We start from the raw sequence: 11,254 nt of genomic DNA on the forward strand, positions 1-11,254 counted from the left end.
CTGTCAGGCGACGCGGATGAACGTCGGGGTGCCGCGGCCGACGTCGGAGATCGGGCCGGCCTGGAGCGGCTTGGAGGGGTTGCGGGCGGCGATGTGCTGGCCGTCGCCCAGGTAGATGCCGACGTGGCCCGGCCACCACACGAGGTCACCGGGGCGAGCCTCGGCGGCGGACACGACGGTGCCGGCGCTGGCCTGCGCGCCGGAGCTGCGCGGGATGTTGATGCCGACCTGCTGGAAGACGTACCAGGTGAACCCGGAGCAGTCGAAGCCGGCCGGGCTGGAGCCGCCGTAGACGTACGGGGTGCCGACGTAGCGGAAGGCGATGTCGACGATGGCGTTGCCGGAGACCGACTGCGCGGGGGCAGGGGCCGGGGTGGCGGCCTCGGCCTGGGCGGCCGGGGCACTGGTGGTGGACCGCGAGGCGGTCTCGGTGGACCGGGCGGCGGCCACGGCCTGGGCCTCGGCGGCAGCCGCGGCCGCGCGCTCCGCCTCGGCGGCGGCGACGTGCTCCGCGACCGGGTCGGACTGCTCGGCGACCGTGGTCTTCGGCGGGGTGGCCTGGACCGTGAGGTCGGCGACGGCGTACTCGACGTCGGCGGGGACCGAGACGGTCGGGCTGACGGTGAGGGCGGTCCGCGCCTGGCTCGACAGGGCAGAGACGTCGACCTGCGGCAGGGCGGAGCCCTCCGGAGCAGCGACGGCGGTGCTGGCGGCCATGGTGAGGGCGAGACCCGAGGATGCTGCGACGAGCATCCCCCGACGCGCCGCCGTGCCGGTGACGGCCTGGCCGAACGCGGTGAAGGGCGTGGTGGGACGGCAGGCCGCGCGATGGCGCGCCCCGGTGCTGATGACGGTCACGTACTGCCTCTCCAATGTTGCCGACGAGGTGAGCTGTCGGGTTCGGGTGGGAGATCACCCGGCCCGTCCTGACGGACGGGCTTCACCCCTAGGGGCCGGCCTGGGCCGACCTCCACTACCTGGTTCCCCCGCCCCTGCCGACGGTCGATCTTGAGGGACCCCGGGCGGCGGCAGGGTTGGGCTCCGCCTGAGGGTTCGTCACCGGAGGGATGAGACGAACGAGTGGGACGTTACCGGACCACGACGGCGATTGTCACGTTCCGGTTACGGGCGCGCCGCCCGGCGTGTCGCGGTTCACACCTGTGGAGCACGGAGAACCGCGGGATCACGCGGTTCTTCAGGCGTCGACGAAGAGGTGCCGGGTAACGTCGGCCGGCACGTCGAGGACGAGCTCGGAGCCCTCGGCGCGCAGCGAGACGAAACCGGGCCCGCGCTGCAGGCGCAGCCGGGCACCGGGCCGGATGCCGACCTCGGCGAAGCGGGCGAGGAGCTCGACGTCCACCTGCAGCGGCTCGCCGATCCGGCGCAGGACGACCTCGTCCTCCCCGTCCACGGCGGCGAGCTGGCGCAGCTGCGACGCCCCGGCGGCGACGGAGATCTCCCCCAGCTCGGCGAGGCCGGGGATGGGGTTGCCGTAGGGGTCGTGGTGCGGGTGGTCGAGGAGAGCGACGAGCCGGTGCTCCACCTGCTCGCTCATGACGTGCTCCCAGCGGCACGCCTCCTCGTGGACGTACTCCCACTCCAGCCCGATGACGTCGGTGAGCAGGCGCTCGGCGAGGCGGTGCTTGCGCATGACCCGCGTGGCCTTCTCCCGCCCGGCCTCGGACAGGGCGATGCGCCGTCCCTCCTCGAGGTGGAGGAGCCCGTCGCGCTCCATGCGCGCGACCGTCTGCGACACCGTCGGCCCGGAGTGCCCGAGGCGCTCGGCGATGCGTGCCCGCATGGGCACCACGCCCTCCTCCTCGAGCTCGTAGACCGTCTTGAGGTACATCTCGGTGGTGTCGATCAGATCGCTCATCGTGCCTGCCTTCTGTCGCCGTCGTCCTCCAAGAGGATATGACGCCGGAGCGTGCCGCCGCGGGGCCACGGCACTCTGTGGCTGGTCAGGCCCTCTCCCACGGCTCGACCGCGCCGGGGACCCTGACGAACAGCGGGTGGACCTCGACGGTGGCGACGGGGTCGAGGAGGGCCAGCCGCTCGGGGCTGCGGACGGCGAGCTTGGCCCCCAGGTGGGCCCACTCGTGGGCGACCTGCCCGTCGGTGACCGGCACGCGCTCCACCCCGCCCGGGGCCTGCCCGACGGTGGCGGGCCGGTCGATGCGTCCGGTGTCGAAGCGGTAGCCCCGCTCCCGGGCCTCCTCGGCCACGACGAGGAGGTAGGCGCCGATCGTGGCGACCGGCTCGGGGGTCGCGCGGAAGCGCACGAGCTGGCTGTGCTCGCGGTACCCGCGCGTGCGCCCGGCGAGCACGGCCTGGGCGAGCAGCGACTCGCGCCAGCACGCGAGCAGGCCCTGTCGGTCGAGGTAGCGCGGGTGGAGGGACCAGACCCTCACCCGGCCCCCCGCAGCCGCAGCGCCCACCGCTCCCAGGGCCGCGCGACCTCCCAGTTGACCGACAGCGTGCGGAAGGCCCGGCGGAACCGGCGGCGCAGCTGGCCCCAGCCGACGAGGCTGCGCGCCGAGACCCCCACCGTGAGCGTGCGGTCGAGCCGCACCACCCGCCGCGGGCCGAGGGCGAAGGCGAGGTCGAGGTCGTCGTGGAGCTCGGCGTCGTCGTCGTGGACGGCGCGGCGGACGGCGAGCCAGGTGACGCGCCGGAACGCCATCGAGGAGCCCCACAGGGCGTGGTGGCCGAGCGCGAGGTAGCACAGGCCGTAGTAGAGGCCGAGGTAGACCGCGGCGACGGCGCGCCCGGAGCGCGGCAGCTCGTAGAAGCGGCCGACGCCGGTCACCGCCTCCAGCTGCGGGTCACGCATGGCGGCGGCGATGCGCTCGACCCAGTCCGGCGAGGGCACCGAGTCCGCGTCGAGCCGGGCGATGACCTCCCCGCGGGCGGCGTCGTACCCGGCGGCGGCCGCCATCGGGATCCCCACCCGCGGCTCGTGCACCACCCGGGCGCCGTGGTCGCGGGCCACCTGGGCGGTCGTGTCGTTCGAGCCGTTGTCGACGACGACGACCTCGAGCGGCGCGAGCGTCTGGCGGGCGAGCGCGGTGAGGCAACGCTCGAGCGCGGGGGCGTCGTCGCGGGCCGGGATGACCACGCTGACGCCGGCAGCGCTCACCGCGCCTCCCGCGCGATGAGGAGCCCGGCGAGGACGCAGCCGGTGCCGCCCGCGCTGAGGTCGCCGATGGTGTCGCCGTAGTACACGTAGACGGAGCGGTCGATGTAGGTGAAGCCGACCCACTCGGCGATCTCCCACACGACGCCGAGCGCGATGCCGGTGGTCGCGACCGTCAGGGCGATGCCTGCCCGGCCGTGGCGGGACCGCGGGTCGGCGAGCATGCCGGCCCGCAGCAGCAGGACGCCGAGGGAGGCGGCGATGAGGCCGTTGAGGAGGAGGTGGGCGGGCAGGTCGATCCACGGGGTCGTGACGTAGAGACCGAGCACGCTGGCTGCCGCGGCGGCGAGCATCGCCGCGCCGAGGGCCGCCTGGAGCCAGCCGGGCAGCGCGATGACCCGGGCGAGCACGACGCCGCCGAGGACGAGCGCGGCGACCGCGACGGCGACGGCGTCGACGGTGAGCGCGGCGGGCACACCGAGGACGGCGAGCACCCCGACCGCGTGGGCCGCGGCGCGCTCGGCCGGGCTCCCGGGCACCGTGAGGAGCACCTCGGCGGGCGACACGTCGCGGATGGGGGCAGGCATCATCGTGTCCACGCGATCGCGATGAGGAGCTGGGTGACGAGGAACCCGGTGAGGATGTTGAGCCAGAGGAAGCGACGCCAGCCGACGTTGGCGGTCTCGCACTGCTCGTCGCTCACCGAGCGGAACGGCGCGATGCTCGCGATGTAGGGGACCACGAGCAGCGCGGCCAGCGCCCCGGGCCAGCCGGTCCACAGGACGGCGACCCCGGCGGCGGCGTAGAGCCCGATCGCCAGGCGCACGGTGCGGGCTGCGCCGAGCCAGGTGGCGATCGAGGCGATGCCCCCGGCGCGGTCGGCGGTGACGTCCTGGACGGCCCCGAACGCGTGGGAGGCCATGCCCCACAGGAAGAACGCCCCGAGGGCCGCGAGAGCCGTGCCGGTGGGCTCCCCGCCGGCCAGGACGAGGCCGAACACCGCCGGGCTGACGAAGTGGGTGCTGGAGGTGAGGGAGTCGAGGAAGGGCCGCTCCTTGAAGCGGAGCACGGGCGCCGAGTAGGCGATGACGGCGAGGACGCTGACGGCGAGCACGGCGGTGGAGGCCGGCGTGCCGAGGAGGACGAGGGCGAGGAGGAAGGGCAGGTTGCTGCCCACCGCGGCCCAGATGGTCAGCCGGTGCCAGCGCCGGTCCAGGACGACGCCCTCGATGCTGCCCTTGCGCGGGTTGCGCAGGTCGGACTCGTAGTCGAAGACGTCGTTGAGCCCGTACATGAGGAGGTTGTAGGGCACGAGGAAGTACAGCGTGCCGAGGACGAGCGCGCGGTCGACCGACCCGCCGGCCAGGAGGTAGGCGGCGGCGAAGGGGTAGGCGGTGTTGATCCAGCTGACCGGCCGCGAGGAGCCGATGACCTGGCGGGTGGCGGCCGCCGTCGTCGCGCTCACGGGTGCTGCTCCTCTCGGGACTGCTCCCGCTCGGAGCGGGGACGGCTGAGCTCCCACAGGGCGGGCAGGAGCAGGACGGCGGCGAGCGGCCAGGCGAGGTCCTCGAGCGGGGCGAGGACCAGGCGGATGCCGGTGAGGTGGGCGCCCTCGAAGCGGAAGAGGTCGACGTGGATCATCAGGCTGTCGAAGACGACGGTGAGCACGAGGAGGACGACGGCGCTGACGGCTGTCGCCGTCCACCACCGCGCGCCGAGCTGCCGGCGCCACGCGACGACGACGGCGAGCACGGCGACCGGCAGGAGGAAGAGCCCGGCGAGCCCGAGGTAGGTCATGACCGCTCCCCCACCGGGTGGCGCGAGCGCAGCGCGAGGAGCACGAGACCGTGCAGGACGAGGGTGAGGTAGCAGAGGAACGTGACGAAGACGAGCTCCTCGAGGGGCAGCTCGGGCGCGAGCATGACGCCGGTCATCGCCTCGCTCTCCCCCCGGTAGTAGAAGCCCGCCGCAATCGCCGCGACGTCCCACAGGAGGAAGAACACCACACCGGCACCCAGGACGAGCGCCCCGCGGCGCGCGTCGGCCCACATGACCAGCCCGAAGCGTCGGTCGAGCAGGGCCATGCACCCGATGACGGCGAGCAGGGAGGCGAGGTAGGCGACCGCGATCACCGGCGCACCCCTCGTCGGGCCTGCTCGGCGCGGATCCGGTCGGTGACGACCTCCGCGCTGATGAGGCACATGGGCAGGCCGATCCCGGGGATGGTCCCGGCGCCGGCGAAGTAGAGCCCGGCGACCTTGCGGGAGGCGTTGCCGGCCCGGAAGAAGGCGCTCTGCCGCAGGGTGTGGGCGGGGCCGAGCATGCTGCCCTGCCAGGCGCCGAGGTCCGCGGCGAAGTCGCCCGGGCCGACGGTGCGGCGCACCCGGATCCGCTCCCGCAGGTCGGGGATGCCGGCCTGCTCGGCGAGCCGGTCGATGGCGGCGTCCGCCGCCGCCTCCACGGCGTCGTCGCCCGCGCCGTCGACGCCGCCGCGCCCGATGGCGGGGTCGGCGGGGACGGGGACGAGGATGAAGAGGTTCTCCGCGTCGGGCGGGGCGACCGAGGCGTCGGTGCGGGACGGGGCGCACACGTACGCCGAGGCGGGGCTGGGGATGCGACCCTCACGGATGTCCCGGAAGTTGCGCTCCCAGTCGCGCGTGAAGAGCAGGGTGTGGTGGGTGAGCTGGGGCAGGCGGCCCTCCACCCCGAGGTGGACGAGCACACCGCCGGGGCCGGGGTCGTGACGGCGCCACCACCGCTCGGAGTGGTCGCGCAGGGTGGGCGGGAGGAGGTCGGTCTCGACGTGGTGGAGGTCCGTCGCCCCGACGACGACGTCCGCCTCCACCACCTGCTCCTGCCCCGCGGAGTCGCGGTAGCGCACCCCGGTGGCCCGCGCCCGGCCGCGAGGGCCGGGTGCGGTGGTGATCCCGGTGACCTCGCAGCCCGTGCGGACGACGGCTCCGTGCCGCTCGGCCTGGGCGGCGATCGCGGTGATGAGGGCGGTGAAGCCGCCCTGCGGGTAGCTCACCCCACCGGTGAGGTCGAGGGCGCTCATGAGGTGGTACATGCTCGGCGTGCGGTCCGGGGAGGAGCCGAGGAAGACGGCGGGGTAGCCGAGGATCTGGCGCAACCGGCGGTCGGTGAACCGCGCGGCGACGCGCGACTGCAGGGACCGGGTGAGCAGCGGGACGAGGCGGTGCGCCTGGCGCGCGACCTCGGGGGCGGCGAGCCACCGCGGGGAGGTGAAGCTCGTGTAGAGGAAGTGGCGCAGCGCGATGTCGTAGGTCCGCTGCGCGGAGGCGAGGTGGTCCGCGAGCCGGCGCCCCGCGCCGGGCTCGATCCGTTCGAAGGTCGCGAGGTTCGCGCCGGTGTCGGCGACGATCTCCACCGGCTCGGCCTCCCCCTCGAAGTAGACCCGGTAGGCCGGGTCGAGGGAGGTGAGCTGAAGCTGCTCCTCGGTCGAGGTCCCCACGCTCCGGAAGAACCGGTCGAAGACCTCGGGCATGAGGTACCAGGACGGCCCGGTGTCGAAGCGGAAGCCGTCGGCGCTCCACGAGCCGGCGCGCCCGCCGACGTCCGCGCCCCGCTCGAGCACCTCGACGCGGTAGCCGTCGCGGGCGAGGAGGGCCGCCGTCGCGAGGCCGGCGATGCCGGCACCGATGACGACGGCGGAGGGGGCCGAGCGCCCGGCTCGGCCCGCGCCCGTCGCTGGGACGCGGGCGGGGGCGGCGGGCGGCTGGGTCATCGGCGTCCTCCGGACACGGCGGCCCGGAGCACGATCCGGGCCTTGACGGCGTCGGGCACACGGACCCGGCGCGAACGGATCTCGGCCGCGGGCGTGGCCCGCAGCCGCTTGGACAGCTCGCCGAACAGCGCGTGGGCGAGCCACACGGCCCGCCGGCTGGTCGGCGGGAGCTGGAGGAGCGCCTCACGGGCCACCCGCAGGTCCTCGTCGATGTCGTCGAGGAGGACGTCGCGGTGCGCGTCGCTGAACGCGGCCGGGTCGAGCCCGGGGAAGTAGGTGCGCCCCAGGGCGTCGTGGTCCTGGCGCAGGTCGCGCAGGAAGTTGACCTTCTGGAACGCGGCGCCGAGGCGGCTCGCCCCGGGTGCGAGGCGGGCGTAGGTCGCGTCGTCCCCGCCGACGAACACGCGCAGGCACATGAGCCCGACGACCTCCGCGGAGCCGTGGACGTACTCGGCCAGGCTGGCGTCGTCGTGCGAGTCGACGGTGAGGTCGGCCCGCATGGACGCGAAGAACGGGGCGATGAGGTCGTCGCCGATGCCGTGGAGCCGGGCCGCGCGCGCGAAGGCGTGGACGACGAGGTTGGCGCTGCGACCGGTGGCGATCGCGCGGGCGGTCTCCTCCTCCAGCGCGTCGAGCATGCGGCGGCGGTCAGCCACGGACCACGATTCGTCGGCCTCGTCGACGATCTCGTCGGCCACCCGCACGAGGGCGTAGATGTTGCGCACGTGCTCGCGCTCCTCGGGGCCGAGCAGCCGGCACGCCCAGCCGAAGGACGTGGAGTACACCCCGATGACGACGGCGGCACTGCGGCTCGCGGCGTCGTCGTACCGGGTCCTGCGCAGAGGCATCAGGCGGCCCCGCGGGTGACGGCCCGGGCCCAGTCGTCCAGGAGTGGCGCCTGGGGAAGGTGGGCGACGCTCTGGCGCGCCTGCCGGGTGAAGTCCACCGCGAGGTCCTCGACGTACGTGCGCGCGCCGCACTCCTCGAGCAGCGTCCGCACCCGCGTGGCGTCGGCCTCGTCGGCCGTGCCGGCCGCGAGGACCGGCGCGATCTGCGGCCAGGCGGCGGTGGTCCGGGCGTAGGCGATGAGTGTGGTGCACTTGCCCTCACGCAGGTCCGAGACCGTGCTCTTGCCGGTGACCGTCTCGTCCCCGAACATCCCGTCGAGGTCGTCGCGGATCTGGTAGACCACCCCGACGAGCTGCGCGTAGCGGGTGAGGGCGGCCTCGTGGTCCGCCGCCGCGCCGGCGAGCGCGGCAGCGAGCTGGACGGGCAGCTCAAAGGAGTAGACCGCCGTCTTCTGGTGCTCCATCGACACGACGGTGGCGAGGTCGCCGTCGCCGTCGAGGCTCAGCCGGACGTCGGCGAGCTCGCCCGCGGCCGACAGGTGCAGGGCACGGTCGAGGAGGTCGAGCATGCGGGCGACCGTCCCGGGCGCCGCCCCGCACAGGGCGAGGGTGCGCACGGCGCCGGCGAGCGCGAGGTCACCCGCGAGGATGGCCGCGGTCTGCCCGTAGCGGACGGCCTTCTGCTCCTCGTGCCCCCGCTCGCGGGCGCGCGCGGAGAACTCCCCGACGACGTTCGGCACGCCGCGCCGGACGTCGTCGCCGTCGATGACGTCGTCGTGGACGACGAGCGCCGTGTGGAGCAGCTCGAGCGCGGCACCGACCCGGGCCGCGACCTCGCCCTGCCGTCCGCCGAGCGCGAGGTAGACGCTGTGGAAGAGGGCGGGGCGCAGTCGCTTGCCACCCTCGGCGGCCCGGGACAGCGCGTCCCAGAGCTCGCGGTGCTCGGAGGTCTCCCCGTGGCCCGCGCCGTCGGCGAAGAAGCTCGCGAGGGCGCCGTCGACCGGGGCGGGCGCGAGGGCGTCCCGGGTCGGCGCGCTCATCCTGGTGACCCTTGTGCCAGGACCCTGTCGGCGTTCATTCCCTCCACCTGCTCGACCATCCACGGGCTCAGCGCGAAGGGCACGGCCGCGACGGCGCGCACGGCGTCCTCGGGGGCCGCCCAGGCGTACTCGGCGACCTCCTCCGGGTTGGGGTCGGGCTGCTGGGTGGTCGTCGCGACGAACACCGGGCAGATCTCGTTCTCGACGACGCCGGAGGCGTCGACGGCGCGGTAGCGGAAGTCGGGCAGCACGCAGCGCACGTCCTCCACCTCCAGGCCGAGCTCGTGGCGGGCGTAGCGGGTGATCGCGTCGAGCAGGTCCTCCCCCGGCCGCGGGTGCCCGCAGAAGGAGTTGGTCCACACCCCGGGCCACGTCTTCTTGCTCAGCGCGCGGCGGGTGAGGAGCAGGCGGCCGCTCGCGTCACTGACGTAGCAGGAGAAGGCGAGGTGGAGCGGGGTGTCGTCGGTGTGCACCGTCATGCGAGGCGCCGAGCCGATCGGGGTCCCGTCCTCCGCGAGCAGCGTGACGAGGTCCTCGGTCTGCGTCGTCGTCATGTCGTCTCCTGTCTCCTCGGTGCCGTCAGGGCCCGCACCCGGGAGGCGACGGTGACGACGGCGATGATGGCGGCAGCCACCGCCGCGGCGACGGCGGTGGTCGTCGCCTCAGCATCCCCTGTCCCGCGCCCGATCGCTATCCACGAGAGCCCCCAGACCGTCGTCAACGCCGGGGCGATGCGCCCGCGGCCGATGACGGCGACCGCCGAGCCGATGACCGCGACCACGGCGAGGACGCCCACGGCCCACAGCTCGGGTCGCGAGCCGCCGGTGAACCCGGCGCCGTAGAGCGCCGCGGCAATGTTCGCGCACGTCGCCACCGAGACCCAGCCGAGGTAGATCCCCACGGTCCCGTCGGCGACGACCGCCTCCACCCGGCTGCGCGGCCGTCCGCCGAGCAGCCGCGCGAAGGCGACCGCGAGGACGACGAGCAGCGCGAGGATGACGACGACGCTGAGCGCGACGATCCCGGCCTGCACGGCGAGGATCCACGCCGCGTTGAGCACGAGGGAGGCGGCCACGAGCCAGGCGATGCGCCGCTCGTCGGTCCGGTCCCACCACTGCCACACCGTGTACAGGCCGAGGCCCGCGTAGATGACGCTCCACACCGAGAAGGCCTCGGTGGCGGGGGCGAGCAGGGTCGCGTCGGCCGAGAGGAGACCGTCGGCCGCCTCGGCGACCCGGGTCCCCCCGAAGACCCCGACGCCGATGAGCGAGCCGATGATGCAGACGACGAACGTCAGCGTGACGGCCACCTGGCGCACGAGCGGCGAGCGGCCCTCCCCGGTCACGGCGCTGCTGCGCACGGTCGTGCCCTGCCCGGTCACGTCCCGCTCCCGACCGGGGCGGGCTCCGGGCGACCGGGGACGGCGCCGGGGGCGGGGTCGTCCTCAGGGATCTTCGCCTTCCACGGCCACCACACCGGGCGACCGATGTCGTAGACGAGCCCGGAGACGAGCAGCGAGCGGACGACGAAGGTGTCGATGAGGACGCCGACCGCGACGATGAACGCGAGCTGCACGAGGAAGAGCAGCGGGATGACGACGAGCGCGCCGAACGTGGCCGCCAGGACGAGCCCGGCGGAGGTGATGACACCACCGGTCATCGCCAGGCCGCGGCGCACCCCCATCCGGGTGCCGTGCGACAGGGCCTCCTCCCGCACGCGCGTCATGAGGAAGATCGAGTAGTCGATGCTCAGTGCCACGAGGAAGACGAACCCGTACAGCGGCACGGAGGCGTCGGCGCCGGGGAAGCCGAAGACGTGGTTGAAGAAGATCGCCGAGAGGCCGAGCGTCGCGGCGAAGGACAGCACGTTGGCCGCGAGGATGACCAGCGGAGCGACGATCGAGCGCAGCAGGATGACGAGCATGACGAAGATGACGGCGAGCACGATCGGGACGATGGTGCGCAGGTCCTGCTCCGCCGTCTCCTGGGTGTCGAGCCGCTGCGCGGCCGCCCCGCCGACGAGCGCGTCGGGGTCGACGTCGCGCACGGCGGTGCGGATCTCCCCCGCCGTGACGGTCGCCTCCTGGCTCTCGGCCGAGTCGGTCGTCGCGGCCTGGATCTGCACGAGACCGTCGATGACGACGGGCTGACCGTCCTCGCCCGCGAAGAGCTGGGCGCTGGCGACGCCCTCGACGCCGCTCACTGCCTCGACGGCCTGCTCGGCGGTGTCCTCGGCGGTGATGACGATGACCGGCTCGACGAGCCCGGCGTCGAAGTGCTCGCTGAGCACCTCCTGACCGGTGACGGCCTCGGTCTCGTCGAGGAACACGTCGCCGTCGCCGGTGCCGTTCGCGTCCAGGGTGGGCAGGAACGCGGCCAGGGCGAGCAGCGCGACCGCCGTCGTCACCCACACGGCGCGGGGGCGGCGCGCGACGAACGTCGCGACGCGGCCCCACAGGCGGGTGGAGTCGTCGGCGCCGACGACG

General features: G+C 74.3%; 14 protein-coding genes and 1 riboswitch. All 14 genes read right to left on the bottom strand.

Going from position 1 to position 11,254, the window contains the following annotated elements:
- Positions 1-3: 3 nt before the first annotated feature.
- Positions 4-858 carry a C40 family peptidase gene (locus FHE66_RS05300; protein WP_139071944.1) on the bottom strand — a complete coding sequence of 285 codons (855 nt, stop codon included), beginning with the start codon at positions 856-858 and terminating at the stop codon, positions 4-6.
- Positions 859-860: 2 nt separating this feature from the next.
- Positions 861-1,018: riboswitch (cyclic di-AMP (ydaO/yuaA leader) on the bottom strand.
- A 177-nt stretch (positions 1,019-1,195) separates the two neighbouring features.
- Positions 1,196-1,876, bottom strand: a complete 681-nt coding sequence (locus tag FHE66_RS05305; protein WP_139071945.1) for a metal-dependent transcriptional regulator — start codon at positions 1,874-1,876, stop codon at positions 1,196-1,198.
- An 85-nt stretch (positions 1,877-1,961) separates the two neighbouring features.
- The gene (locus FHE66_RS05310) at positions 1,962-2,411 is read right to left on the bottom strand and encodes a pyrimidine dimer DNA glycosylase/endonuclease V (protein WP_139071946.1); all 450 of its coding nucleotides are present in this window, start codon (positions 2,409-2,411) and stop codon (positions 1,962-1,964) included.
- On the bottom strand, positions 2,408-3,139 hold the full coding sequence (locus FHE66_RS05315) for a glycosyltransferase family 2 protein (RefSeq protein ID WP_139071947.1): 732 nt from the start codon (positions 3,137-3,139) through the stop codon (positions 2,408-2,410). The genes FHE66_RS05310 and FHE66_RS05315 overlap by 4 nt, the downstream gene beginning before the upstream one ends.
- On the bottom strand, positions 3,136-3,723 hold the full coding sequence (locus FHE66_RS05320; protein ID WP_139071948.1) for a hypothetical protein: 588 nt from the start codon (positions 3,721-3,723) through the stop codon (positions 3,136-3,138). The genes FHE66_RS05315 and FHE66_RS05320 overlap by 4 nt, the downstream gene beginning before the upstream one ends.
- Complete coding sequence (locus FHE66_RS05325) at positions 3,723-4,601, bottom strand: prenyltransferase (RefSeq protein ID WP_139071949.1); 879 nt, start codon at positions 4,599-4,601, stop codon at positions 3,723-3,725. Before FHE66_RS05325 ends, FHE66_RS05320 begins: the two co-directional genes overlap by 1 nt.
- On the bottom strand, positions 4,598-4,933 hold the full coding sequence (locus FHE66_RS05330; protein ID WP_139071950.1) for a lycopene cyclase domain-containing protein: 336 nt from the start codon (positions 4,931-4,933) through the stop codon (positions 4,598-4,600). Before FHE66_RS05330 ends, FHE66_RS05325 begins: the two co-directional genes overlap by 4 nt.
- Complete coding sequence (locus FHE66_RS05335) at positions 4,930-5,268, bottom strand: lycopene cyclase domain-containing protein (RefSeq protein ID WP_139071951.1); 339 nt, start codon at positions 5,266-5,268, stop codon at positions 4,930-4,932. The genes FHE66_RS05330 and FHE66_RS05335 overlap by 4 nt, the downstream gene beginning before the upstream one ends.
- A complete protein-coding gene (crtI, locus tag FHE66_RS05340; protein ID WP_176554661.1) occupies positions 5,265-6,881 on the bottom strand; it encodes a phytoene desaturase family protein in 1,617 nt (538 codons plus the stop codon). Before crtI ends, FHE66_RS05335 begins: the two co-directional genes overlap by 4 nt.
- Positions 6,878-7,729, bottom strand: coding sequence for a squalene/phytoene synthase family protein (locus FHE66_RS15370; protein ID WP_176554662.1), 852 nt, complete (start codon positions 7,727-7,729; stop codon positions 6,878-6,880). The genes crtI and FHE66_RS15370 overlap by 4 nt, the downstream gene beginning before the upstream one ends.
- Positions 7,729-8,769, bottom strand: coding sequence for a polyprenyl synthetase family protein (locus tag FHE66_RS05345; protein WP_139071952.1), 1,041 nt, complete (start codon positions 8,767-8,769; stop codon positions 7,729-7,731). The genes FHE66_RS15370 and FHE66_RS05345 overlap by 1 nt, the downstream gene beginning before the upstream one ends.
- Complete coding sequence (gene idi / locus FHE66_RS05350; protein WP_139071953.1) at positions 8,766-9,323, bottom strand: isopentenyl-diphosphate Delta-isomerase; 558 nt, start codon at positions 9,321-9,323, stop codon at positions 8,766-8,768. The genes FHE66_RS05345 and idi overlap by 4 nt, the downstream gene beginning before the upstream one ends.
- Positions 9,320-10,150, bottom strand: a complete 831-nt coding sequence (locus tag FHE66_RS05355; protein ID WP_139071954.1) for a tryptophan-rich sensory protein — start codon at positions 10,148-10,150, stop codon at positions 9,320-9,322. The genes idi and FHE66_RS05355 overlap by 4 nt, the downstream gene beginning before the upstream one ends.
- Positions 10,147-11,254, bottom strand: a 1,108-nt coding sequence (locus tag FHE66_RS05360) for an MMPL family transporter (RefSeq protein WP_176554663.1), incomplete at its 5' end; no start/stop codon positions are given. The genes FHE66_RS05360 and FHE66_RS05355, both read right to left, overlap by 4 nt.

It is taken from the genome of Georgenia sp. 311 (assembly GCF_006151955.1).
Lineage (GTDB): Bacteria > Actinomycetota > Actinomycetes > Actinomycetales > Actinomycetaceae > Oceanitalea > Oceanitalea wutianyii.